The sequence below is a fragment of the Phocaeicola intestinalis genome, from assembly GCF_014837065.1.
Lineage (GTDB): Bacteria > Bacteroidota > Bacteroidia > Bacteroidales > Bacteroidaceae > Phocaeicola > Phocaeicola intestinalis.
On record NZ_JACSPP010000020.1, the window covers coordinates 25,394 to 50,368 of the forward strand.

21 protein-coding genes and 1 tRNA gene are annotated in these 24,975 nt (G+C 43.9%); 4 read left to right on the top strand and 18 right to left on the bottom strand.

What is annotated here, in order from left to right:
* Positions 1-109: 109 nt before the first annotated feature.
* The 11 genes from H9625_RS08230 to H9625_RS08280 all read right to left on the bottom strand — a co-directional run bounded on the left by H9625_RS08230 (position 110) and on the right by H9625_RS08280 (position 13,195).
* Complete coding sequence (locus tag H9625_RS08230; protein ID WP_191763838.1) at positions 110-373, bottom strand: hypothetical protein; 264 nt, start codon at positions 371-373, stop codon at positions 110-112.
* A gap of 95 nt (positions 374-468) precedes the next feature.
* The gene (locus tag H9625_RS08235; RefSeq protein ID WP_191763840.1) at positions 469-3,498 is read right to left on the bottom strand and encodes a fimbrillin family protein; all 3,030 of its coding nucleotides are present in this window, start codon (positions 3,496-3,498) and stop codon (positions 469-471) included.
* 20 nt (positions 3,499-3,518) lie between these two features.
* On the bottom strand, positions 3,519-5,054 hold the full coding sequence (locus H9625_RS08240; protein WP_191763842.1) for a BACON domain-containing protein: 1,536 nt from the start codon (positions 5,052-5,054) through the stop codon (positions 3,519-3,521).
* A gap of 85 nt (positions 5,055-5,139) precedes the next feature.
* Positions 5,140-5,412: a hypothetical protein gene (locus H9625_RS08245; RefSeq protein ID WP_191763844.1), complete on the bottom strand. Its 273-nt coding sequence runs from the start codon at positions 5,410-5,412 to the stop codon at positions 5,140-5,142.
* 647 nt (positions 5,413-6,059) lie between these two features.
* Positions 6,060-6,788, bottom strand: a complete 729-nt coding sequence (locus H9625_RS08250; RefSeq protein ID WP_191763846.1) for a hypothetical protein — start codon at positions 6,786-6,788, stop codon at positions 6,060-6,062.
* Positions 6,789-6,801: 13 nt separating this feature from the next.
* Positions 6,802-7,659, bottom strand: a complete 858-nt coding sequence (locus H9625_RS08255) for a hypothetical protein (protein WP_225226371.1) — start codon at positions 7,657-7,659, stop codon at positions 6,802-6,804.
* Positions 7,660-7,782: 123 nt separating this feature from the next.
* Complete coding sequence (locus H9625_RS08260) at positions 7,783-8,043, bottom strand: hypothetical protein (RefSeq protein ID WP_191763848.1); 261 nt, start codon at positions 8,041-8,043, stop codon at positions 7,783-7,785.
* A gap of 395 nt (positions 8,044-8,438) precedes the next feature.
* Positions 8,439-8,750 (bottom strand): hypothetical protein, encoded by a 312-nt coding sequence (locus tag H9625_RS08265; protein ID WP_191763850.1) that lies wholly within the window; start codon positions 8,748-8,750, stop codon positions 8,439-8,441.
* A complete protein-coding gene (locus tag H9625_RS08270) occupies positions 8,747-9,856 on the bottom strand; it encodes a radical SAM protein (RefSeq protein WP_191763852.1) in 1,110 nt (369 codons plus the stop codon). Before H9625_RS08270 ends, H9625_RS08265 begins: the two co-directional genes overlap by 4 nt.
* A gap of 76 nt (positions 9,857-9,932) precedes the next feature.
* Positions 9,933-10,085: a hypothetical protein gene (locus H9625_RS08275; RefSeq protein ID WP_191763854.1), complete on the bottom strand. Its 153-nt coding sequence runs from the start codon at positions 10,083-10,085 to the stop codon at positions 9,933-9,935.
* Between the two features lie 35 nt (positions 10,086-10,120).
* On the bottom strand, positions 10,121-13,195 hold the full coding sequence (locus H9625_RS08280; RefSeq protein ID WP_191763856.1) for a PL29 family lyase N-terminal domain-containing protein: 3,075 nt from the start codon (positions 13,193-13,195) through the stop codon (positions 10,121-10,123).
* A 313-nt stretch (positions 13,196-13,508) separates the two neighbouring features.
* Between H9625_RS08280 and H9625_RS08285 the strand changes: the two genes are divergently transcribed.
* Both H9625_RS08285 and H9625_RS08290 read left to right on the top strand, forming a co-directional pair.
* A complete protein-coding gene (locus H9625_RS08285) occupies positions 13,509-15,410 on the top strand; it encodes a tetratricopeptide repeat-containing sensor histidine kinase (protein WP_191763858.1) in 1,902 nt (633 codons plus the stop codon).
* On the top strand, positions 15,391-16,032 hold the full coding sequence (locus H9625_RS08290; protein ID WP_191763860.1) for a response regulator transcription factor: 642 nt from the start codon (positions 15,391-15,393) through the stop codon (positions 16,030-16,032). The genes H9625_RS08285 and H9625_RS08290 overlap by 20 nt, the downstream gene beginning before the upstream one ends.
* A 165-nt stretch (positions 16,033-16,197) precedes the next feature.
* On the opposite strand, the gene H9625_RS08295 is transcribed toward H9625_RS08290, so the two are convergent.
* Together H9625_RS08295 and H9625_RS08300 are read right to left on the bottom strand one after the other, a co-directional pair.
* On the bottom strand, positions 16,198-16,434 hold the full coding sequence (locus H9625_RS08295) for a nucleotidyltransferase domain-containing protein (RefSeq protein ID WP_087207197.1): 237 nt from the start codon (positions 16,432-16,434) through the stop codon (positions 16,198-16,200).
* Between the two features lie 115 nt (positions 16,435-16,549).
* A tRNA-Phe gene (locus H9625_RS08300) sits at positions 16,550-16,622 on the bottom strand.
* A 193-nt stretch (positions 16,623-16,815) separates the two neighbouring features.
* Between H9625_RS08300 and H9625_RS08305 the strand changes: the two genes are divergently transcribed.
* Positions 16,816-18,333, top strand: coding sequence for a DUF3843 family protein (locus H9625_RS08305; protein WP_191763862.1), 1,518 nt, complete (start codon positions 16,816-16,818; stop codon positions 18,331-18,333).
* Between the two features lie 106 nt (positions 18,334-18,439).
* Here the strand turns inward: H9625_RS08305 and thiL are convergent, their stop codons facing one another.
* The 5 genes from thiL to sppA all read right to left on the bottom strand — a co-directional run bounded on the left by thiL (position 18,440) and on the right by sppA (position 23,508).
* Entirely contained in the window at positions 18,440-19,474 is a 1,035-nt protein-coding gene (gene thiL, locus H9625_RS08310; RefSeq protein WP_191763864.1) for a thiamine-phosphate kinase, read from the bottom strand.
* A 3-nt stretch (positions 19,475-19,477) separates the two neighbouring features.
* Positions 19,478-20,287, bottom strand: a complete 810-nt coding sequence (locus H9625_RS08315) for a purine-nucleoside phosphorylase (RefSeq protein ID WP_022041274.1) — start codon at positions 20,285-20,287, stop codon at positions 19,478-19,480.
* A complete protein-coding gene (gene lpxK, locus H9625_RS08320) occupies positions 20,244-21,359 on the bottom strand; it encodes a tetraacyldisaccharide 4'-kinase (RefSeq protein WP_191763866.1) in 1,116 nt (371 codons plus the stop codon). Before lpxK ends, H9625_RS08315 begins: the two co-directional genes overlap by 44 nt.
* 22 nt (positions 21,360-21,381) lie before the next feature.
* Complete coding sequence (locus tag H9625_RS08325; protein ID WP_191763869.1) at positions 21,382-21,558, bottom strand: hypothetical protein; 177 nt, start codon at positions 21,556-21,558, stop codon at positions 21,382-21,384.
* A gap of 186 nt (positions 21,559-21,744) precedes the next feature.
* Entirely contained in the window at positions 21,745-23,508 is a 1,764-nt protein-coding gene (gene sppA, locus H9625_RS08330; RefSeq protein ID WP_191763871.1) for a signal peptide peptidase SppA, read from the bottom strand.
* A gap of 567 nt (positions 23,509-24,075) precedes the next feature.
* Between sppA and H9625_RS08335 the strand changes: the two genes are divergently transcribed.
* Positions 24,076-24,525, top strand: a complete 450-nt coding sequence (locus H9625_RS08335) for an HU family DNA-binding protein (protein ID WP_191763874.1) — start codon at positions 24,076-24,078, stop codon at positions 24,523-24,525.
* Positions 24,526-24,975 lie beyond the last annotated feature (450 nt).

The following is a 24,975-nucleotide window of genomic DNA, read 5'->3' on the forward strand; positions in this document are numbered from 1 at the left end:
AATTGAATGAATTAAACGACAATTCCTATTTGGGGATATTCAGTAAATGTCCCTAAAACATAAAATGGCATATGGAGATGACAGACGATAATCACTCTATGTGCCATTTTTATTGTAATTTTTCTGTGTTTCTCACATAATAACTGTGTCTCCTGACATTACCGATATCTTCGCTTCTCAGATACAAACTTACGGCAGGCATATAAGAAGCTGTTTTGAATTTCTCCAAAAAGTTTTTCTTGGCTTGATGTGTTCGTTTTCGTGTGTGCTTTGGGCGATTTTTTGGTCCTTTCCGCTTCTGTTCTTCGTCAGATAGCCCGCTATCTTCCTCATTACAGAAGCGAAAATGCCTCAAAAACTCATCCCAAATCATCGCACGATAAATTCAAAACAGCTTCTAAAAAACAACGGCCGGAATCTCTCACGGACTCCGACCGCAAATTATGTCTCTTCAATTTTATGCTACTATTATCTGTAAGGCACCACGATGTGATTCTTTTTAGCGTCGCGCCAAGTGCCTTTCACCCGTACAGGTGGGCGGTGGGTCTTCTTCCACTTTTCTACCTGTGCGGTAGAAGGCTGTTGGCGCAAACTACGTGAAACTGCTGTATTTCGGCTAACGGCATCGAATTGAACAAACTCTTCGTAGTCGTAGGTCCAACTACTGCCTTCGGACATCTGCATAACGGTCTTGTAGATTTGCTCGCGGCTGGGAGCGTTGAACGGGCTGTCGTTATAGCGCATCATGCTATTTTCCGTAGGACGATAAGCACCGTATCCATAGAGATAGGCTCCCTCGTAGAGACCCAACCCTTCATTGTCATAACGGCTGTCTTGCAGGAAGCGCGACCACCTGACGGTTGTCGGGTCATTGCGCCAATCTACGTTGGCACCCCAACCGAAGTTCTCCCACTGGTTATCCATGGTTTCTTTTTCGGATTCGGGAAGGGTTTCATTCCAATAACCAGCTTCTACATATTCATCCGACAACTTGGCAATGCCGTGCCCGCCGGTTTCATGGTTCAATACTCCGTCAATGTTTTGCATGATATATGCCACGAAAGAGCCGTCGGAATACATGGTTGTATAACTTCGTCCGGAATTATAGGATGTATTATACACGACTGTCACCATCAGTTTATCCATATCAATGCCGGGTACCTTGGAGGCATATTCGAAGCATTTTGCGTTATCTTCATTGAGTGCACTAATGAAGTTCGCTTTGGATACCACTTTCACTGAATATACATTGAAGCGGTCACGGAGAGAGCTATACGGTTCTATGGCAAACAGTTGCTCCATGGCTTGTATCATTTTCCAATCATACGAATCCATTTCTTTGTCTGTAAAGAAATCACCCAAGAACACCAAGTCCACGCCGTTTCCTATGGATGCGGATTGCAGTTGCACCACTTCGCCATCCCGTGAATAGTCTACATCAAAATCTTCATCCTCAAAACTTCCGTCTTCATCAGGATTTCCAAAGAGTGCTCCTGTGAACTTGAAAATGTTTTCGTTGTTGAGCGGATAAGAATCGCTGGTCTGGCAGGCGCATTCGTAGCCATATCCCCAATAAATGATATTGCCTTGATTATCGACTATATGGAAAAATGGGTCGAACGGTTGCCTGAACAAGTAAAAACCATTTGTCATGCTTGACCATGGGTAGTTGTCGTATGTTTCATCCTGCGCACCCGCATTTCCGGCCATTGCACCCCAGAAATGTTTCATATTGGGCATGCAGGCAAGTTGGGTCGTGATTTCTTCATCCTTGTATTTCATGGTTGTCATTCCAATCACGCCCAGTCCTTGGTCTTTGTATTTGTCATACAGGTGCGAAACAGCTCGCATTAACAGCGTGGAGGTTTCGTTCGTATTCGGACTCCACGTGAAGAACATTGTATATTTGTTTTTCTTATACTCTTCACCTAAGTTGACAAACGAGCCATCGTAACATTTTACGGTATTGGTATGGGACGGGATGTCTACTTTGTCGAACACATAACTTTCGTTCTGGAACATTATATCCCACCAATATACGTGGAAATTAGGATGTTTGGCTATAGCATCCGGAATCTTTCCGCTTAAGTTATTATCCCCGATTTTCAGATACCGGCCTGTGTCCATGATATAAGTATAAGACTCGGGTATGGTGCCGGTAAACTGATTCCCTACCGTTTCTATGCTAATGCCGTCTTTATGGCTTTCAGGCAATGAACCGGTAAATGCATTATAATTAAGATATAGTTCTCTCAGATAGGGACAGTGCGAAGCAAAGTCTGGCACTTCACCGGTCATTTTACGAAGATTGGTGTCAAATTGATGCTTGGCTACATTGAATTCTACCAATAACGGGAAGTCGATATAATTTTCAGGTATTTCTCCATAGATGTCATTGCTGGGAAGAAATATATAATTAAGTTCTTCTAATTGTGTCAATTCCGGCGGAAGAGTTCCGGATAAGTTGTTGGCTCCTAAGTATAATCCTCTTACCCGGTCATCTCCCGGCCAAAGAGTTACTCCATACCATTCTGATACAGGCTTGTCGCTACACCAATTGTCATTGCGTATCCAGTTGTCTCCATCCATAGCGTTATAAAAAGCAATGAGCGCCTCGCGTTCACGTGCCAGCATCTCGGCGTTGTTGTCTTCATTGATGCTCAACGTATAGATATTCCCTGCTTGAAAACCGCCTTCAGGTGCCTTTTTTGTCAATAGTGTATGATCGACACCATTGTCAAAACCGTAAGTTTTAATGGTCAGGACTGCATGTTCCGATTGCGGGTATATGGCTACATAACACGTTATACTTTTTCTGTTATTGATAGTATCTTCTGGAATGGAATAATTTACCCAATCATTATATATAATGTCTAAGTCAGGGTTATTTGTCTCATTTTTAATAATTTCTTGGCTTATGGGGTTAAAGTAGTTTGGCTCGTACGGTCTCCCTCCTATATACTCTTTAGATTGGATTTTAATTCCCAAAGCCCCTTTTAAGATATCTGTAGACAGAGTTATTTTAAGGTAAGCAAATACGTGTTTGAACTTCAGCGAAAGCACATTATCCTGTACGGTTCCCTCTGCGTAAAGGAAATCGTTAGTGATGGAGTCGCTATACTCTTGTGTTGCAATTGGGGCAATCAAAACCATATTGTCCTTTGTGTCTTCCGTATAAGGATAATAGGCATATACCTTTGTCCCGTCTTCAATCTCCAATTTGTTTTGTTGGGCAAGCGGGCTGAATTCTGTGAATCTTCCTGTGGATATGGCATAATAAGGCAAATTGCCTTGTTTATCCGTGAAGAGTCCTATTTGGTCATTTTCCTCCCAAATGGAATAGTTGATGTTTTCGGATTCTGAATGTGCCAAGCGTGTTTCTGTGAAACTGGCTATCACACGCAATCCGCCATGATTATAACTAACAAGTTCATCATCCTGACACCCATATAAAATACAGGCAGTAAGGAGAGTATATAATATGTTCCTTATGTTCATAATTCCTATCGTTTTAAGTTTTACCAAGGTTGCACAGGCATATCGTCAATGTCGCCTTCTGTATCAATTGAGTTGTCACTCTCTTGCATAATCTCTACCTCATCGCTTACACCGTATGCTTCGTTATAGATGCGAATAATGCCGGTGCGGATTTCCGTACTTTCATTTCGGCTGACACTAATGGTTATTTCATAAATATTTCCGGTCTCTGTACTACCTATAATATAAGCATCCGTATCTGATAACCAATCGGGCGAATCAACATAAGGATTGATGCCAAATCCGCATTCCACTTCCAATTGGATAACATTTACGCCATAATCTACATGTGTGGCACTACAAGAAAGGATTTTGATGTGAGCAATAGCACCTTTTTGTATCACGCGAATGGTTTGCGTGGCTTCTCCTCCGTCGCTTATTAAACGGATGTGCCCTTCACGGTCTCCAGGTTGTTTGTGCGGAGCTATTATGAATGTTAATATTCTTTCTGTCAATTCATTGGTGTTTTTTTCATCATATTGAATCCAATCCACATCAATGTCTACTATGAAGTTCACGTTAGCCTGAACGGGGAGCTCCAACACTCCCTCTATAGTGGGAACTTCATAAAGGTCTTGCGCCACAACAATGGCATCCCGTTGCATCTGTGTGACGGTCACGGCTTGCTCTATCCCGTTTTCCCTATCTATAAACCGAATCACCGCGCTACGTGCGTCGTATGTTTCATTCGGGTCTACTATAAAATAATGTGTATAGGTGGAAAGGCTTCGGGAGGAGTTTTTCCTTAACCAATCTACACCGGGCATTTCGATTTCGTATGCCGTATTGCTTCGTAATTCCACCTGAATGGTCTCTCCGGCACTGCTTACGATGTACTCTGACTGACTTAACACCAAGGCAGGACCGGTTCCTATCTGATAGACCGTAACTTCTTCGGTCAAGCCGTTTCCTCCAGCTAACTTGATGACAGCCTGACGGGCTTCCGCCTCCTCATTAGCTTCTGCATGGAAGGCCAAGAATGAGGAAGTTAGTCCACGAGAACGGGCAACGGGAGTCAACCACGTTTGTGCACCGGATTCAATCTCATAAGTCACTTCAACATTCGCCTGCAGCTCTATCGAGAAATCGCCTCCTTCTGCTTCCAATTCCACTTTGTTGGAAGTCAGAAGCAACGCGTCCTTTTGCTTCTGTGTCACGGTAAGGGTTTTCTTTACGCTTCCCGATGTGATTGTGACCGAAGCATTACGTTCATCATAGCTATCATTTGCCGTAGTGACAAGGCTCAACGTATGAGTGCCCGCTTCACCGCTTGCAGGCGAAACACTAAGCCAACCCGAGGCGGTACCGTCAACAGAAGCCGTCCAATCGGAAGTAGTTGTAAAAGTCAAGGCGAGCGTACCGCCAGCAGTATCAAACACAGGAATATCTTCTTCCGATTCAACCGTTATAGACGGAGATTCTGGAGCAGGAGGATTCTCTTCTTTATCCTCCGAACATCCCTGGCAAAGCATCAGCAGCAAGCCAAGGACAGGCAAAACAAACAAATTCTGTTTCATTTTCATACTATCTAAATTACAGTCAAAACTATTAAAGAGTTATCATTTATCTGTGGTATAATACGGTCAAGAATAAGCCGCACTATCATATCGTTCTCTTTTCGCCAACGAGCGGGCAATACTCCGAAATATGACCATAATGGCTGCAAAGCGTACAAGCCTTTTCCTTGGAAACTAACATCGCGTTCTTAGAAGCTGTTTTGAATTTCTCCAAAAAGTTTTTCTTGGCTTGATGTGTTCGTTTTCGTGTGTGCTTTGGGCGATTTTTTGGTCCTTTCCGCTTCTGTTCTTCGTCAGATAGCCCGCTATCTTCCTCATCACAGAAGCGAAAATGCCTCAAAAACTCATCCCAAATCATCGCACGATAAATTCAAAACAGCTTCTTATTACCCTTTTGTGCGGCTTGATAAACCTTATTTAAATCTCTTTCCCAAGGCGAACACGAAGACAGCCCCCAACACAAAAGCATTCCCAATAAGACCAATCCGGAATGCATAAAAGATTTCCATGTCAACATTGATTTTACAGCCATATCTATTATTATTGTTTTTTCATAGTATAAATTCCGCAATTTGCCAATCCGTCTGTGTGAAAAACGCAGTAGTACTTACTTTGCCTCTGAAGTATATATCCGTAGGCGGATGAAGTATATATTCAACCGCACATGCAGTATATATCCGTTTTCAAAGGGTATGTATTAACTGGATACGGATATTCAATTTTCATAATATGCCATACAATTACTAAGCATACACTTTTTGCAAATTACAGCATTTTTTTCAATTAGCTTGTCACCTAAAACAGTGATATTTGAAGCATATTGAACTTTTATGACCGCCCAACCACACATGTCCCGTAAGCCTTATCTTTGCTTTTGTATAGGAACATTCTATAAAAAGCGGTCGGAGTTCCTCCCGGAATTCCGACCGTAACAACTATTCAATAATATGCTGTTATTTTATCATATAACAGATAAAGCCGATTGAGACAAATGGAATAAGAAAATCACTTATCATCTTCTTTTTTAATTCCGTATTTGGCTTCTAACTCTTCATTCCATTTCTTAGCTTGTTCACGCAATGCATCCCGTTGCGAATAATAGGTATATTCTGTGACAAATTTTAACATGTTGCAGGCTTTTGCATATTTTGCAGGGACATCCGGAGCGGTAATTTTATCCTTAACATGTATTGTATCGCCTACAGCATGTTTCCCTAATCCTGAGCAAGATCCATAACCGATAGGTGTATCATCATCCATAATCAAATAATACAACCTGATATATTCTTCTGAATTTTGAGTCATTACGATGTCAAAGTTCACATGAAGCCGTGTAGTCTGCTCACCACCCCCGAATAATGCATATTCAGGAAGAGAAACTTTTTTCACCTCAATGTCCGACACAAGTTGATAAGACAGGCTATCCGACAATTCATATGCTACTTTTTCCCCTACCAGTTTGTCTGCCAACGGTTGGGCTTCTTTTCCTGCTTCTTCATACATCACCTGCATCTTGGCAATCAGCCCAAGAGCTTCACCCATACTCGCCTCCTTGCCTTGCATGGATGCGGCTTCTTTCAACAAGTCTACCGCCTTTTCTTCATACAATTCCGGTATATCGCCGAATAAACTTTTCTTGGCTACACCCGATGAGGATGTTCCATTACCTCCACAAGAGGCGAATGCCAATGATGCTATCGCAACAAGGGCAAAAACTGATTGTTTTGTTTTCATAGATTCTGTTATATTAATTATATTGTTCCAATCCTACAAGCACCATGGTCCAGCCTTTGAACACCAGCCACAAAGCAGCCAGCGAAATAAGCCCTACGACCATCCCTGTCAACGGGAATAAGTCGATAATAGCTGCTATCAGCAAAATAATCATGCTGATGCGTAACTTGCCTGCACCTGCTTGCCCTTCGGTGCCTAAAGATGCCGACTGCATCATCGAGCCATACCCTAAGAACTCAATGATAAATCCAATAATCAGCAAGATGCCTGCCACGATGCCACCCAACAAGGGAATCCAGCCGAACACAACTGCCACGATACCCAAAATAACGGCTATCTTCAGACGCGACACGCCCTGTGCACCTTTCTGGTCAACACTTTGCTTGAGTTTGCCTAATCCCACAAAGAAAAGCACCAGGCCTATCAGTGCTGCAATGCCTGTCATTGTAGAATCGCCGATGCTATCGTATACATGTAGCAACAGAGCCATCAATACCAGGTAAGCTCCCTGGCTTCCACTATTTTTCCAACGGATGCCCAAAGCTCCTGCACTCATAAACAAAGCGACAAGCAAGGCTATCAGACCCACATAGTCCAACCAAGCCGGCATATCGGGAATAAGCGAAAGCAACCCTATCACGATTCCGCCACCTGCCAGGCACAAGAAAGGTACGGGCATAGGCCCGCTTTTGTAGAAAGCGTATAAGGCCCATCCGGCTCCGATCACACCTACCAACTGGCTGCAAAACACCGAAACGCTGAAATCGGGTAACCCCAACAAAGAACCCAAATCGGGTAACAAGGTACACACCAGCAACAGCATACAGAACTGAAGCTGCAAAAACTTCTGTTTTCTTACTTTTTCGTCCATAAACGTATCATTTTAAATGATTATTTTCCGTATAATTAAGAACACGTATAACGCTGCCAAAACTCATAAACAGCGTAACCAATACCAGTAACGACTGAAATTCCAAGAAAATGTAACACGCCATCAGCCATCCGCTTCACTCGGCATAAGGAAAGACAAATGATGCCCTTTCCAACCGACTAACAGATACACCTCTGCCAGCGAAAGCACAATGAAACCTATCATCACTTCCAACGTCACCCCGGGTTCTTCATCGTCCCTATTGGCACGTGTCAGCCAAAACAATATCAGTATGCCCACTAATATGACATATACCAGCCACGAAGGAGTGACAATATCCTGTAAGAAAGGAAAACGTTCTAATATTTGTTTCGTATAATCCATACAACATTGTTTTTAATAATCCTCTTTCCAAGACAAGCACGAAGAAAGCCCCCAACACACAAGCATTTCCCATAAGACCAATCCGGAATGCATAAAAGATTTCCAAGCCATCATCAATCTTACAAACCTATTTATTAGTATTTTTTTCATAACATACCATACAATCTACTAAACATACGTCTTTGCAAATTACAGCATTTTTCGTCGATTAGTTTGTCACCTAAAACAGTGATATTTGAAAAAAATGAGACAATGTATGATTGAAAGATATAGAACCAGCCTCAAGCAGTCTCCCTTTTAGGTTTTCCGTCCCAAAACCATAAAAAGACACCGTCTGCACGGTAATATAACCCAAACGAAAACTCGAAATGTTCTAATCAGTAAGGACACATCCATTATAAACAAGAAATGAGCCATTTTACAACATACCAACAAATGATAAGTATTAATATAAAACTTATGATAAAACCAGCCCAACCAATTACGATACGCAACGAAGTCCCTAATAATTTATGAGTTCCTGTGGCAAGAAACAATACTGCAAAAAACAAGAAACAAACTACCTTTGGCGAAAAGCCCCATTGAGAGATTTGATTTGCGATTCCTAAAAAAAACGCAAATCGCGTCAAATCAACCCAAACTAATAATTGAGTACATACCCATGCGCAGACTGCTGCCCAAATCACACTAAACACAAACTCTTTCATCGTTTTACAGAAGATTCATATTCGTCAACCAACTTCTTTGCTGCCTTCAATTCTAAATAATCGAATTTATCAAATGCTTCAAACGGTTTATTCCCCAATACTTGAAGTTTATACCGGGCAATCATTACATTTTCCACAATGAAGAACGGGCATAAGGCCTTATCCCGTTTCCCGATATCACCGCGCTCTTTGTAATTCTGACCGACACAAGTCTTACAAATATTACATATGATGCACTTTTGGCAATCCTCATCATGCAGAAAAGTCGTATCACCGTGCAAATCAATAGCAGCAATCTTTTTCCAAGCTTCTGCATCTACCGAATTTGGTGCAAATAAATGACAGGGATACAGGTTTCCTTCGGGGTCATAAGCCCTCATGGTTTTTCCTGCTCCACAATGATAATTCATCATCTTCTCATTCAGTAGAGGAATCAGCGAGTCTTCAAAACGTTCGTATGGCTTTAGTTCCGAATGCTCCAAGCAATATCCGACTACTTTTTCCAATTCCCGTTTATACACTTCCACTTCTTCGGCTTTCCATTGGGGACCACGTGCCAAGCTTACCTTGAAACGTTGGAATCCCAAAGAATGAATATACCGGATGCCCTCTGCCATCATGGGAAGCGTTTCTTGCGATACGGTCATATTCACTCCTTGCCCCGGCCAAAGTTCCCGAAACAATTGGATATCTTGCAAGTCAATCACCGCCCCACGGTTTATCTTTTGCATTTCAGGCGTTCCGTCCAAGCTAAGCGAGCCTAAAAAGCGACTTTTATTTTCCCTCAGCCACTCCCGGATAGCCGGAGTAAGCGTAACGCCATTGGTCGTTGTAAAGAAACAGATGTCTTTTTGGGGATATTCATTCCATGCCCATTCACATAATTCTTTTATCAACGGAAAGTTCAAGAATGGTTCTCCGCCAAAAAAGTCTACTTTCAAAGCGTCACGTCCTTTTTCACTCAATGTTTCTTTCAAAATCCGTTTCCCCGTATCTAACGTCATTTTCCGGGGATTCTTATTTCCCTCAAAACAATACCGGCAATGCAAATTGCATGCATTGGTCACGATAAGCATTATACAAAGTATCGGTTTCTTTGTTTCCATTATTCATTGCACAAAAAACAAGAATCCCCTCCTTCGTTATGTTATAGCAAAGGAAGAGATTCTTTTGTTCATTTACTTAATAACCTGTGGCATTCCCTTTACAAGACCCACAACCTGCATCGTAAAAGAAATGGTCACACGGATCTTGTACATTCGCTTGTTCGACAATGCTTCTTGCATCACCAAACTTTTCTTGCAATTTCTGCAATAAGTCTTCTACTTTTTCCATAATTTAAATCATTTATTTATCAATATGTAATCCCTTTAATCTTGTACGGGTCGAATAGGATACCCGAAAAAAATGAAAGGAGTACTCCTATAATTAGAATAACAAGTTAAATAAGGCTGATCATTGTCATCATAATATATGTCCAAATAAAGTGTATAGGCTCTATGTCGAGTAGGAGTTCCTTCATCCAGAGTACTTGTCCAATAATTTCCATTTTCATTTTGAAGTCTGTAAGTATCTCCACAGCGATATCCAGTAAAAGGTAAAAATATAGCATTCCCATTCGGACCTGTAACTTTTGCTCCCCTCACGCCATTCTCTGTATATATTTCCCAAGCACATTTTTCTATCAATTCCGACATTTCTCCGTGAGTAGGCATACGCCACGGACTTCCCCAAGCTATACGGGCATAATCCCATTCACTACCACTGATATCATCGGGAGGATTTCCACCAGCATATTGTCTATAACAATAATACGTATCGGCATACCAGCCATAATAGTATTCTGCACATTGCCACAAGCATTCTCCGGTCGGGTCACCCCAACCATACAAACCTCCATACTCTTCAGGTTTAGAGGCACCAACATTGTAATTTGCCCATTTCACGCTCAAACCCAAATCTATAGCCTTACCTGCGACAAAAGCACCTGATGCTCCAGTCGTAAAGCTCTTTCTTGCACCATAATAATATTTACCCGCATATTCAAATCCAATGCGGCAAGAATAAGTTTTTTCGGCTTCCAAGCTGGTCAATTGATGCTCTATATTACCTTCTTCGTCTACTTCTACTTCTTCCGAAAGTATCCCCTCATCCGTTACATTAAATTCTTTATCACCTTCACAATAGTATATTTTGTATTCGATACCCGCTTTCAAGTTCTTATACCCATTAATCGTAGCGGAAACAGGAACAGATGTGAATTTCTTCGCATCATCTGATGTTACATCATTGGTCGTTATGCTGAAATAGCGTTGGTTGGGGTATGTGTTTTTAATATGCTTTTCAGGTGCTGATTCTACAGCAGGCCACCAACTTATCCATTCATGAATCCAATCATTATGCCCAAAAGAAGTCCAAGGTCTATCCCATGTCTTAGGACATTTCTCCCCTGATTCCAAATGCGACAATCCATTAAATAACCTCATAAAATAATTAGTCATATACACTTGATTATCTGCACGTCCTGAACTATGTTTAATACCAACAAAATTTCCATTGCAGGCCGTTTCTTGATTAAATGTATTACATGCCAATACAGCATAAATGGTCTTATTATCAACCGAATTTAATCCAGAATTGTGACGTACAAAATAAGGTGTCACCAGTGTATAATCAGCCTTATCATAATTAGATAATCCAACAACCTCATTATTTATAGATAAACATATTCCACTTATTAATCCATTCGTTTTATAATATTCTTCTTTAGGTATAGCAAAGCAACTAAAATGGTCATAATCCTTATGATCATTGGGCAAGTTCAACTTTGCCGGGTCTACGCCAAACGAATGAGTTTTAGTAACCAATATAATTCCATAATTTGAAAAATTTTCAATAGTAGAAAGAGAACCATTAGTTTCATATTCTACATCTAAATTTACAGGAGAAGCACTAACTAAATCATTCCGAAAAATAGAAGTTTCACTATGCTTATATATAATTTCTTCCCAATTAAAAGGATCATAAAACAACACTTTTTTATTATCAATTATGACATCATCAGAATATGATTCTACATCAAAAGTTTTTTGTTCCAACACATCAATTGCAGCTCTTGTCTTTGTGACATTAGAAGCCTCTTCTTCCACCAAACCAAGAGCAACAAAAGAACTCAAACCATTTACATAAGTAAAAGTAATAATATCATGTTGGACCGTAACCTCCTTAATATAAGGCTGTTCTCCAATCCAAGCAGCAAGTTCATTCAGTGCAGCATCCAAACTTTCAGCAGACTCCATCGTAGATATATGCTCTTCAATCGTATTTAAATAATAGTCCGACATTTCCTCATCACTTAACGCTTTTACCTCTACCTGATAGAAGAAAGCCTGATTGTCCTCTGCTACTACCGTAAAGAGAATAGTCGCTGAACCGGAAGCTGTAATTGCAGATACTTCAACTCCCGACGAAGTAGATGTAACCGTCCAATCGCTTCCACCATCCAACACTTTATGAGACCAGCGGAAGCCTCCTGTAGTCTCACATACAATGCTAAACGCTTGATTCAATGGGACAGACAATTGTCCATTAGTTATCATCTGCTTTTCACCATTCATCACACTATATAAAGTAACGCAACTCTTCGGCACACTTATTTCCGTACCATCCGCCAACACGAATATCACACTACTTCCCGTTTCTATTACATCCGAGAAGAAACTATCGCCGTTACTTCCGTCCTTTCCGTCTTCACCGTCCTGACCATCCTGACCGTCTTGACCATCTTCACCATTTACCTTAGTCCAAGTTTTTCCACCGTCTACCGACAGATATACATCACCATATTCTGTTTTCAATTGTGGAACAGGAGCAGAAACTCCATCCTTACCATCCTCTCCATCTTGACCGTCTTTGCCATCTTCACCATCCTGACCGTCTTGACCATCTTGGCCATCCTGACCGTCTTCACCATCCTTACCATTAGCACAAATCGGATTGCCGGAAGCATCTTCCAAGAGTTCACCGTTCAATGTCCAGTACCAACGCCCATCTTTACCTTCGGCCACACCGATAATGGGCATATCACCTTTATCTCCCTTGTCACCTTTATCACCCTTATCACCTTGATCTCCCTTGTCACCTTTATCACCTTTTGCACCGTTATAAATATTTACCTCACCTTGGCGATAGAAATTGATGGTATAACCGATAACCTCATCTCCATCTTTGATTTCCTCCACCGAAGTGATATAATCGTTCCCGTTTACGATTGCCTGCAGGGCAGCAATGTTTTCGTTAGCTGTCTTTTGCCATTCTTCCAGTGCGGCGATGCGCTCCTCTTGGTCATTAATGGCGTTCCATACTTCATTGTCATCGTAGCCGCATCCGCTCAGGCAAAGCGACACGATGCACATCATTGCGTAGAAAAACTTTTTCATAATCATTCGTATTTAGTTTTACTTTACTTATATTCACACGCTTTTTGCAAATTAAGACATTTTTCCAAAAACACTTTGTCACCTAAAACAGTGATTTTTCAAAGGAGAATAAACTTTATTGAATGTTCGCATGAAGAGCCTTTGCAAACATAAGTGATGTGGCTGGCTCACTTATGTGAAACGTCCGACTCACTTATGTTAAACAGGCAACTTACTTATGTTTATCAAAATGCATCCTTGAATGAAAAAAATCCAACCACCCGGCATGTGGTTTCAAATAAATTACTATTTTTGCATCGGTTAACTATTATAAACAATTATGCGCACGTATTGCCTGCATCTTATCCTGCTGATTTCCGCTTTCGTGATACCTTTATCCGAAAGCAAAGGAAAAGAATTGCCTACCGATACCCTTCTGGCGCATCTCTATGATCAGGCAGTCTCGCTTATGGGAGAAGGCGAATACGACTCGGCTCAGGCTTGTTTCGACAAGGCTTTTGCTATGGAAGGCGTAACCGGCTCACCCCTTTATCCGGTTCTGCTCAACGAGCAAGCCACCTTGCTCTTCTATAAAGGTGAACTCGCCCGCTCGCTGGAGATGAAGAAAAGCGTATTGCCCTACTTGCCCGAAGTGGAGGACTTAGAGAAGCACGTCAGCGTGTACAACGACCTGGGTGTGCTTTATCACCGGTTCAACCGGCAAGATTCTTCCCTTTATTTCTATAACAAGGCACTGGATGCCGCCCGGCAATACGGAGACAAGAGCTGGATAGGAAACCTCAACCTGAACCTGGCAGTATTCTACTTTAACCTGCGGAACTATGAAGACGCGGAAAGGCACATCGACGATGCGTTGAAGTATGTGCTCCAAACCGACGACCTTCCCACCACATTCGCTGCCTGGCAAGTGCGGTCCGCCATCAAGGCGCAAATCGGAAAGACTGAAGAAGCGGGGGCTTCCATCCAACAAGCGTGGCAAATCGCATGCGGTCCCGAAGGCAATGCGGAATGGAAGGTGCGCTGCATCCCCGGCATGTACCGGTACTTCCAGCGCAAAGGGATGACCGACTCTATCCGTTATTACATCGGCATAGGGAACAAACTTTTGGGAAAGCTTCCGCCTCATAACATTTCCGCCGTGGGATTCATCCAGACACGAGGCTTGGCGAACTACGAACAAAAGCGGTATGCCGAAGCCCTGAAAGACTTTATCTACCTGAATACCCATCCGACGGGAAGCGAAAAGAAATCGCTTTTCGAAAAGATGGCGGTCTGCTATCATCATTTGGGAAATCCGCAAAAAGCCTTCGCCTATATGGACAGCGCACGGATGTGGGCGGACTCGCTCGCCAAGCAAGAAGTCACCTCGCAAATGGCGGAAGTGAAAGTGAAATACGAGACACAGGAAAAAGAACTGGAAATCACCCGGCTCCGCGAAAAGGTCTTGAAGCAAGAAGCCGACTCGCTGAAGATAGCCCTCGCCCTGATAGCCGGACTGGCATGTCTGGTTATCATCCTGCTCCAGCAACGCCACAAGCGGAGGAACGCCGAACGGGAACTGCTCCGGATGAGGCAAGAAAAAGAACTGGAATCGGCACGAAGCTACATCGAAGGATTGGAAGAAGAATGCAGGCATTTCGCCAAAGAGCTTCACGACGGTACCGCCAACGACCTGCTTGCCCTCGAAATGAAAGCCCGCACGGAAAAACAGGCGTCAATGGCTGAGGCTATCAAACAGGTAAGGGAAAACGTAAGAACCATCTCGCACGAACTGATGCCGCCCGAATTCGAAAGCCTCAGCCTGAATGAGATACTGAGCCAATATGCCCGAAGCCTCACGGAAAACACGGGCGTCCGCGTCAGCTATAACGAAGGCTCATCTTCGCCAACGCCACCCGACGCGTTGCCCCAAAGGACCGCCCGCGAAGTGTACCGAATCGTGCAGGAAATCACCATGAACGTCATCAAGCATACCGACGCTTCAAGCATCGGCATCTACCTCAGCCGCCATACAGACGGAAATATCTTCTTACAGATTACAGATAACGGTCATCCCATATACCCGAACCGTCCCCAAACGGAAGAAAAAGGCATCGGGCTACGTACCATAAGCGACCGTGCCAAAGCCATCCGGGCTACAATCGAAAACCAGACCGGCGAAAAAGAGAACCGCTTTATAATGACTTTCAAAATCGAATCCAATGAACGAGAATTTGTATAACATCCTTATGATAGATGATCATCCCATCGTGACCGACGGCTTGGAAAAGTTACTTAGTACGCATATCCAAGCACATTGCATGAAAGCCAACGACTTGAACACGTTAAAGCAAGTCCTTACGGGAACGGATTTCAACCTGTGCATCACCGATTTGGAATTTCCGGGCACAGACGGTTTCAACCTCATCCGAATGATACACGAACATCTGCCGCAATGCCCCATTCTGGTCTATACCATGCATGAGGAGCCTTGGATAGCTACCAAGCTATACGAATCGGACATCCGCAATTTCATTAGCGGAGCTGTATCCAAACACGCTGACCTTAATGAAATTCCCATGGCAGTAAATACCATACGGAACGGTCAGGAATACTTCAGCCAGGCATTCAGCTTGTTGCACGATAAACGGAGCAGAACCGAGAACAGGTCACCTTACCGTACCTTGTCTGACCGGGAAAAAGAAGTATTGACATACCTTATGCAAGGGCTGAGTACGCGAGAAATAGCCCGGCGCATGTATCTCAGCATAAACACGATACAAACCTACCGCAAACGCCTGCTTGAGAAAATGAATGCGAAAAATGTAGCCGAATTGGTCAGCAAATGCAAAGGATTATTTTGATGGAAACCAAAACTTTTATTGGCATCAAGCTTATGCAGGTTGTGCATACTGGAGAAAAACTCACCGTAGTTTACACCTCGGCTTACACATAATTATTAACAATTGTATTACTTATCTCATATAAATATAAGTGGTCCTATATTGGATAGGTCTCTATATTTCTGTTTATATCAGTATTCCCGTTTTGAGAATATCTGCATAGAGAGGATTGTTTGTATCTTCTGTAAGTAGAACTGGCTCTATAAGATTGCTTATCTTACGTTTCAGTTTCCACAATAAAGGAGTATCTTCAAAATAATCATCACTCATTCGTTCTACCACAACGGCAATGTCAATGTCGCTGTCCTCTGTGTGGTTGCCTTTGCTGTATGAGCCATAAAGGTAAAGATCCTTTAAGGGCAAATATAGCTAATTCTTTTTAGAAACAATCATTTGATGTTGAAAAACCTTTTTATTTCGGACTCCCAATAAAGCAATAAAAAAGAGAGCTACATCGCTGTAACTCTCTGACTCTTTGTGGTGCCAACGGGAATCGAACCAGTGACACAAGGATTTTCAGTCCTTTGCTCTACCAACTGAGCTATGGCACCAACTTTACAATCATTGTTTCTTGATTGCGAGTGCAAAGGTAGGCAAATTTTTTGAATCTGCAAACTATTTTGAAACTTTTTTATCAAAAGTGCAGAAATAATCGGAAAAGCAAAAGGATAAACGATTTTTTTGTACTTTCGGTCAAAATTGACAAGAAAGAACAACGATGTGTGCTACTAAAATCAATAGACAATGAAGAAAATATATCCGAAAGAATGGTTGGAATTGCATCCTTATCAAATTGTGGACGAAGTAGACCGCTATTACACCGATGTAGCCAATCAGATTTACCAAGTACTGAACACGCCTTTAGCAGACGGAATGTTTGAGGAGAAGGATGCCCGCTATTTTAGCCTTTGCCTGACAGCCTGGTTTGAGGATGTCATCAGCCAAGTAGGAATTTGGACTACTTTTACAGCAGCGTGTAAGAAACGTTACGGGAACTGGCTTCCCTTTTATCCGCTGGATGAAAATTATTACCCCGATGAAATTAATGTCGAAGACATACGCTTTCTGTTATGGCATCATATACAGTTCTCTTCCCGGGATGAAGGACGTATTATTAATCCCGAAAATCCAGTGATAGAACTTTTTGCGAATGAACTTTACTGCATATTGGATGAGATTTATGAAACGGCACCCGAAAATGAACGGCTTTGGCAATTTATGCATCCCAAGGGAAAAGGAGGATTGAACAGTTTCGAGAAGTATCGTTTAGTATTGCAATGGTTTCATTATGACTCTTATTTCAATATCGAAAACCAAAAGCAATATGAGGATGAATTAGAAGAAACAACAAGCGATTTAAGCGAGGATTGGCAAGGGAAGAAGAACTTGCTCGTATATAACACCTATACAGCCTTGATGTTGCAAGGGCGCAGAGACCTTTTATCCTTGACATCTTGCGAATGGCTGGCATTGTGGGCTGAACAGAACAACGGTCCGCAAGAATGGCGTTCGACAAAGGAGTATATAGAAAGTTTCTTCTTGCTTACAGGGGAAGATGACGGTTTCTTGTATTTACAGGACTTATGCGGTAGGGATGAAGTGTATCGAGTTACTAAGGATTCTTTCGACTTAAGTTCTATCAAAGAAAGGCAAGTGGGTGAATCAGTTGCTCTCTGCACCTTGCTGCATTATGGAAAAGTGTGGAATCAAATAGGTATAATGAGTCTGTTGCCGTCATTGAATAATGACATAAAGCAAGCTGTAGAAAGCCTGCGTGACAAAAAAGAACATCGGAACGAAAAGGCTGTGTATGAAGACTTCATACGGGCAACCGGCGGAAAGCCTTTTTATTTCTGCAAATCCCGGCAGGAAATGATTGACTTCCTGACTCATGAGATGAAATACCGTACGGCTGAAGGATTGAAGTTGCCTTCAATAAGAGCAAAGCATGGATTGATCTTGATGGCAAGTCCTCGAACCGGGCTGTACATACAAACCCAGTTATGCGAATGTGTCAAGTCGCCCGACAATCCGTTTTACGATGCAAAAGCCGCTGCTCAAAAAGCGCTTTCTTTCTTACTTAGCCCGGACGTGATTCCATACGACTTGAGTTGCATGTTGCAAGACAGGGGCATGCTACCGGATGCGATGCTGAACAGCTTGAAAGGAGAAGAGTACGGACGGAAATTCTTACAACAAAACGCGCACTTTCTGACAGATTATTTCTTCCACCGTTGCCGGGAGAAAGATTATGATGCATAATTTAAGCATTCTATTCACCACAGAGGACGCAGAGGCACACAGAGTATTTAAATTTTTCTCTGTGGTACTCTGTGCCCTCTGTAGTGAATAATGCTATTTCTATATCTTACTTCAGCGGATTCCAGCCTTGGGCTTTCAGTTCCAGTTCGGTTCCGTCGCGCGTAAGCAAGGCACAGCCTAAGTCGGGCTTGGTGATGTAGCCGATGACTTTCACGCCTGCAATCTGCTCTACTTGCTCGTGTGCCGTGAGGGGGACGGTGAAGAGCAGCTCGTAATCTTCGCCTCCATTCAATGCACAGGTAGAAAGGTTCATGTTGAACTCCTCTGCCATGACGGCGGTCTGGTAATCTATCGGGATGCGCTCCTCGTAAACTCGGCATCCTACCTTGCTTTGCGTACAGATATGCAACAATTCAGAAGAAAGTCCGTCGGAAATGTCCATCATTGCCGTGGGCTTGATTCCGGCTTTTGCCAGGCTTTCGATAATGTCGCGCCGTGCTTCCGGTTTCAGGAAACGTTCCAACAGGTATTCTTTTCCGGCAAAGTCAGGCTGCACATCCTTTTCTCCTTGGAACACGGCTTTCTCACGTTCCAATAACTGAAGTCCCATGTAAGCGGCTCCCAAGTCACCCGATACGCAAATCAGGTCGGTTTCTTTCGCACCGTTGCGGTACACAACCTGGTCTTTTGCCGCCTCGCCGATGCAGGTGATAGAAATGGCAAGGCCTGTGACCGAAGAAGTGGTATCACCTCCCACGATGTCCACATGGTGTTGCCGGCACGCCAGCTTCACCCCGTCGTAGAAGTCTTCGAGGTCCTCTATGCAGAAGCGTTTCGATACGGCAAGCGATACGGTAATCTGCTTCGGCATGCCGTTCATGGCATAGATATCCGAGAAGTTCACCATGGCCGACTTGTACCCCAAGTGTTTCAGCGGGGTATATACCAGGTCGAAATGTACGCCTTCCATCAGCAGGTCGGTAGTAACCAATACCTGTTTATCCGGATAGGAGAGTACGGCGGCGTCATCGCCTACGCCGTACACCGACTCCTTGTTCTCCAATTTAATGTCTTCCGTCAGACGCTTGATTAAGCCAAATTCGCCGAGCGTCGCTATTTCGGTTCTGTTCCCTTCGTGCATGGCTTACGCTCTGTTTATCAGTTCTCTCATAATAGTGGTCATGCGCGGCTGTGCGGCATCGGCTGCCTTTTGCACTTCTTCGTGCGATACTTCCACGATTTTACCTTCTACGCCTAAGTCGGTGATGACCGATACACCAAACACCTTAATGCCGCAATGGTTTGCCACGATGACCTCGGGCACGGTCGACATACCTACCGCATCACCGCCCAAGATATGAAACATCTTGTATTCTGCCGGCGTTTCGAATGTCGGGCCTTGTGTGCCTACGTATACGCCTTGCTGTACCTTGATGCCTTTTTCCTTGGCGATTTCCAATGCCTTGGCGATTAATTCCTTCGAATAAGCCTCGCTCATGTCCGGGAAGCGGGGACCGTAATCGATGTTCTTTCCACGCAACGGATGTTCGGGGAAGAGGTTGATGTGGTCGGTGATAATCATCAGGTCGCCTATCTCGAAATCAGGGTTCATGCCTCCGGCTGCGTTTGATACAAAGAGAGTCTTGATGCCCAACTCACGCATCACGCGTACCGGGAAAGTCACCTGCTGCATCGAGTAGCCTTCGTAGAAGTGGAAACGCCCTTGCATCGCCAGGATGTCTTTCCCACCCAACTTGCCGAATATCAGCTTACCGCTATGTCCTTCTACGGTTGAAAGGGGAAAGTTGGGGATATCTTTGTAACTTATTTCATATTTATCGGTTATCTCATGTACTAAACTTCCCAAACCGGTTCCCAAGATAATGGCGGTTTCGGGATGAGTTTGCATTTTAGCCTTCAGAAAGGCTGCTGTTTCTTGTATTTTTTCTAACATATTCTATGATGTTTTGGTTGAACATTTCTTTTTCTTCTTCATCGAGGAACTCTACCGTAATAGGCAGCACATATATATAAGGTATCAGGTCCTTGTCCATATCAGGGTGTCCGATGAGCCTGGCTGCATCTTTTTCGGTCGTGACGATGAACCGCTTTTTTTCCGGCAATTTCCCGAATCTGTCTTTGATGCATTGTATATCGGAAGCATCGAAGGCGTGATGGTCGGGAAAAGTAAGCGGAACGATATGCGGACTGTATTCCGACAGTTTTTTTATGAGAGGGGCAGGCGAAGCGATACCCGTAAGGAGCAAGATGTACTCATCCGTCCGGACGCTTTCAAGGTTACGTTCGGGTGCCTCTACAAACAAAGGCTGGAGTTTCCCGTATGCCAAGGTCGTGAAAAACAACTCTTGTCGGGGGAGTGGCGCCAGTTCTTTCCGTATGGCATTCCGGATATCTGTATCCAGACCGGGTGGACATTTGGTGACTATCAGAATGTCTGCCCGTACTTTCCCGCTTACCGGTTCGCGCAAACGCCCGGCAGGGAGTAAAGCATCGCGCGTAATCAGGCGATGATAATCGATAAGCAGAATGGTGACGCCTGCATTCACATACCGATGCTGGAAAGCATCATCCAAGAGGATAACCCGTGTACCGGGTGCCGTATGTCCATCAGTCAGCAGGCGGATTCCATGACACCGGTCGCGGTCTACCGCTACGTAGATGTCCGGAAACTTGTGCAACATCTGGTAAGGTTCATCACCTATCTCCTCAATGGGCGTTTCCGGATTCCCTAACACAAATCCTTTCGATTTCCGTTTGTATCCCCGGCTCAATACAGCTACTTGCCATTCCCTGTGTAACAAGCGTATCAGGTATTCAGTGTGTGGGGTTTTGCCTGTGCCTCCCACCGTGAGGTTCCCGATGCAGATAACCGGTACGGAAAACGTGTGCGAATGCAGCACGCCTCTATTGAATAAGGAGTTGCGCAAACGCACTCCCACTCCGTATAGCCAAGCTAGGGGCAGCAGGCTGCGGTATATCTGTATGTCGTTCGGCTTGTTATGCATATTTTTAGTTGACTAATGTGAATCAGGAGTTAGAAGTTGTTTTGAATTTCTCCAAAAAGTTTTTCTTGGCTTGATGTATCCGTTTTCGTGTGTGCTTTGGGCGATTTTTTGGTCCTTTTCGCTCCTGTTCTTCGTCAGATAGCCCGCTATCTTCCTCATCACAGAAGCAAAAATGCCTCAAAAACTCATCCCAAATCATCGCACGATAAATTCAAAACAGCTTCTTAAACGTAGTTATGTTTCACAGGAGTTATCACTTCGTTCAGGAGTTAAAAGCAATAGCCTTGCTTCTGAAAGTGGTGCAAAAGGTATGGGTTTCTAACTCCCAGCCTGCCAAGCGGGCGATAACTACCTATAACTCCCTTTTAACTCCTGATTGGCATGACTAATTAATTGTCAATATAAAAGGCATGCGTGCCTGGATGTGGTCTGCATTCTTGAGGTTCTTCACGATGCGGAACGGTTCGTACCATTCGCCCAATTGCTCTTTCAGCCCGGCGGACAGATAGTGGTCTGTTGTCGAATTGAGCAGGCTAAGGAAGAATTCCTCTTGTTTGGGATAGTCCATTACGGTGTATTCCGTTATCTCTGCACGCTCGGCGGCAATGGCTATGGCACGGTCAATGCCGCCCAGTTCGTCTACCAGCTTCAGGTCTTTTGCCATTTCGCCTGTCCATACACGGCCTTCGGCTATTTTCTTGATGTCTTCTACCGGCATCTTGCGTCCGTCGGCGCATCGTTTGGTAAAGAGTTCATAGCCTTTGTTCACCATTCCCTGTACCAGATTTTTTTCTTCTTCGGTAAACGGACGGCTGATATCGCCCAGGTCGGCAAGCCGGTTGGATTTCACTACATCAAAATGGATGCCCAACTTGTCGTTCAGCAACTTCTGCGCATTCGGTATCATACCGAAGATACCGATAGAGCCGGTCAGTGTAGTAGGTTGGGCTACAATCCAGTCGGCTGCACACGAGATGTAATAACCGCCCGAAGCCGCATAGTCGCCCATTGACACAATGACCGGTTTCTTTTCTTTCAGCAAGGACACCTCACGCCATATCTGTTCCGAACCGTATGCGCTTCCGCCCGGTGAATTGACACGCAATACTACGGCTTTCACGTTTTCGTCTTCGCGCAGTCGGCGCAGATCGTTTATCATCTGTTCCGAGTTGATACCTTCGTCCGAAGCCAGTGCGCCGTCACCTATCTCGCCGGCAGCATAATATACCGCCAGAATGTTTCCACTCTTGTCTTTCGGTATGTTGCGCTGTACATTCACCATATCTTCTACGTAAAGGGTGTTCAGGTTGTCGTCCTCATCAGTCTCGGTCAGTTGCTTCAGATAGGCAAGCATTCCGTCCTTGTACAGCAGTGTGTCTGCCAGTCCTGTCTGGATGTACGCTTCGGCAGGCTGGAAATCCATGTTTCGGTCGGCAAGTGCATTGAGTGTATCGGCAGGGATGCCGCGCGATTCGGATACATTTTTCACCATCTGTCCCCAGATAGAGTTGACAAATGCCTGTGTCTGCTCGCGGTTTGCCGGACTCATTTCGGTGGATGTGTAAGGTTCTACCGCCGATTTGTAAGTTCCTACACGAAAGATTTGCATCTCTACGCCCACTTTGTCAAGCAAGTCTTTCAGGAACATTGATTGTGCAGCCAGTCCGTGCCAGGCAAGGCTGCCTTGCGGATTTACAGCCACTTTGTCTGCTACGCTTGCCAGGTAATATGTGCTTTGGCTGTAGTTGCCTCCGTATGCCACAACAAATTTTCCGCTTTCCTTAAAGTCGAGCAGGGCATTACGTATTTCCTGAAGCGAGGCACTTGAGCAGACAAAGGCTTCGGCATTGAGGCAGATACCTTTTATCTTTTCGTGTTCTTTTGCTTTGTGGATGGAATTGAGAATGTCGTTCAGTCCATAGGTCGTAAACTTGTCACCTAAGAGCTGGTTCATAGGATTCGATTGGCTGCGTTCGGCCACATTTCCACTGAGGTTGATTACGAATACCGAATTGTCTTTCACCGTGGTTTCTGTTCCCGATGATGCCACCATGCCGGCAATGCTTGCAATGCCGATAATGGTAAAGATGGCTCCCACGATACACAGACCGATAACGGTAGCCAGCAAGTACTTTAAGAAATCTTTCATTGTCGTAATGTATTTGGTTTTGTTTCTTTTGCACAAAGATAACGATTTCTGGATATTTTGCAAACCGATTTTGTCCTGTATATACTTTGCACGGAATAAAATTGTGCATTTAGTGTAACGTAACTATTTTACCACAGCGGACACAGGGTATCACAGGGAAAAATTTAAAAGCCTCTGTGTCTGCTGTGGTGAAAAAATGCACAAACTTGTACCGCGCATGACATACATTACAGGCAAGAATACGACAGAAGAAAACATCGGCACCGCATGGCGTTTGCAGCAAACGACAAGTCTCGTGTGCGTGAAACAATTCCCTGCATAATTTTCCCTAAAATTCTTGACAACCGCCTTCCCAGATAGTATCTTTGTAAGACGCAGCCGCTTGCGGAAGTCCGCGGATATAGGTGCGCCGGCAAACGATGATAGCCCCATCCGCTGTAAGATTATTAATCTTCAGGCTGCAAGATTATTAATCTTACAAGCGGAAGATTATTAATCTTACACCGGGCGAAGCCATCTGCGTTGAGAGAAGAAGATAATAACAACAACCTTTTAAATAATCTGAATATGATAAAGTACAGCTTAGTAATGCGCGGCGAACCCCGCCACCCGGAACGTCCGAAGCGGGCTTTCGCCTCGGCACAGTGTATCAAAACCCTCTCGCTGGAAGAAGTGGCACGGCACATCAGAGCCCACGGGTGCGCTTACAGCACGGGAGACTTCATCGCCATTACGAAGATGCTGGCGGAAGCTACCGCAAAGTTGCTGAAGGAAGGTTATCAGGTGGAACTGGATGACCTGGGCAAGTTTTACATCACCTTGGGATGCGAAGGAGTCGAAAGCATGGAAGCGTTCCAGCCCGACCGGCACATCAAAGAGGTGCGGGTAAACTGGGCGCCGGGAGAAGCTTTCGGCAACATGCGCGAAGGAGTAAACTTCGAAGAAAGCCTGAAACGGCACACGGAACGGAAGCTGCTGCGTGCCGAGCGGAACGGCGACAGCATACTGGAACTGTAATAGAAACTGTTTATACCCCTCAGGAGTAAAAAGTCAACAATTGGGTAGCATAGATATGGGCAATCTATACTATGCATCATATAAGTACAAACATGTGCTGCAATTCGGCACATATTCTTATCTAAATTTGCCACATAATCATCCAAATAAGACAATGATAGATATAATTGGAGTGATAACACCTGCGCAAAAGCAAAAAATAATGCAGAAATATTAGCTACTTAGCATTATTTTCGTACTTTTGCGATTGAGCAGGAGAAATCCCGCTCAAGGACATACGGATAAAAAAGAAGCGTTATGCACATCTTGTAAATCGAAAACCTAGGAAATTTTCAGATGAACACAAGAAGAAGGCATAGTGGTTCTCACGCTATAGCGTGGGCTGCTATCACTCCACTCTTGTGTTAAGGTTTTCCTAGGACCTTCGATTTACAGTGGACATTGCAGTTC

Excerpts from the sequence above, each read along its gene's own strand:
- H9625_RS08230 (WP_191763838.1), bottom strand. The coding sequence starts at position 373 with ATGATTTGGGATGAGTTTTTGAGGCATTTTCGCTTCTGTAATGAGGAA.
- H9625_RS08235 (WP_191763840.1), bottom strand. The coding sequence starts at position 3,498 with ATGAACATAAGGAACATATTATATACTCTCCTTACTGCCTGTATTTTA.
- H9625_RS08240 (WP_191763842.1), bottom strand. The coding sequence starts at position 5,054 with ATGAAACAGAATTTGTTTGTTTTGCCTGTCCTTGGCTTGCTGCTGATG.
- H9625_RS08245 (WP_191763844.1), bottom strand. The coding sequence starts at position 5,412 with ATGATTTGGGATGAGTTTTTGAGGCATTTTCGCTTCTGTGATGAGGAA.
- H9625_RS08250 (WP_191763846.1), bottom strand. The coding sequence starts at position 6,788 with ATGAAAACAAAACAATCAGTTTTTGCCCTTGTTGCGATAGCATCATTG.
- H9625_RS08255 (WP_225226371.1), bottom strand. The coding sequence starts at position 7,659 with ATGGACGAAAAAGTAAGAAAACAGAAGTTTTTGCAGCTTCAGTTCTGT.
- H9625_RS08260 (WP_191763848.1), bottom strand. The coding sequence starts at position 8,043 with ATGGATTATACGAAACAAATATTAGAACGTTTTCCTTTCTTACAGGAT.
- H9625_RS08265 (WP_191763850.1), bottom strand. The coding sequence starts at position 8,750 with ATGAAAGAGTTTGTGTTTAGTGTGATTTGGGCAGCAGTCTGCGCATGG.
- H9625_RS08270 (WP_191763852.1), bottom strand. The coding sequence starts at position 9,856 with ATGGAAACAAAGAAACCGATACTTTGTATAATGCTTATCGTGACCAAT.
- H9625_RS08275 (WP_191763854.1), bottom strand. The coding sequence starts at position 10,085 with ATGGAAAAAGTAGAAGACTTATTGCAGAAATTGCAAGAAAAGTTTGGT.
- H9625_RS08280 (WP_191763856.1), bottom strand. The coding sequence starts at position 13,195 with ATGATTATGAAAAAGTTTTTCTACGCAATGATGTGCATCGTGTCGCTT.
- H9625_RS08285 (WP_191763858.1), top strand. The coding sequence starts at position 13,509 with ATGCGCACGTATTGCCTGCATCTTATCCTGCTGATTTCCGCTTTCGTG.
- H9625_RS08290 (WP_191763860.1), top strand. The coding sequence starts at position 15,391 with ATGAACGAGAATTTGTATAACATCCTTATGATAGATGATCATCCCATC.
- H9625_RS08305 (WP_191763862.1), top strand. The coding sequence starts at position 16,816 with ATGAAGAAAATATATCCGAAAGAATGGTTGGAATTGCATCCTTATCAA.
- thiL (WP_191763864.1), bottom strand. The coding sequence starts at position 19,474 with ATGCACGAAGGGAACAGAACCGAAATAGCGACGCTCGGCGAATTTGGC.
- H9625_RS08315 (WP_022041274.1), bottom strand. The coding sequence starts at position 20,287 with ATGTTAGAAAAAATACAAGAAACAGCAGCCTTTCTGAAGGCTAAAATG.
- lpxK (WP_191763866.1), bottom strand. The coding sequence starts at position 21,359 with ATGCATAACAAGCCGAACGACATACAGATATACCGCAGCCTGCTGCCC.
- H9625_RS08325 (WP_191763869.1), bottom strand. The coding sequence starts at position 21,558 with ATGATTTGGGATGAGTTTTTGAGGCATTTTTGCTTCTGTGATGAGGAA.
- sppA (WP_191763871.1), bottom strand. The coding sequence starts at position 23,508 with ATGAAAGATTTCTTAAAGTACTTGCTGGCTACCGTTATCGGTCTGTGT.
- H9625_RS08335 (WP_191763874.1), top strand. The coding sequence starts at position 24,076 with ATGATAAAGTACAGCTTAGTAATGCGCGGCGAACCCCGCCACCCGGAA.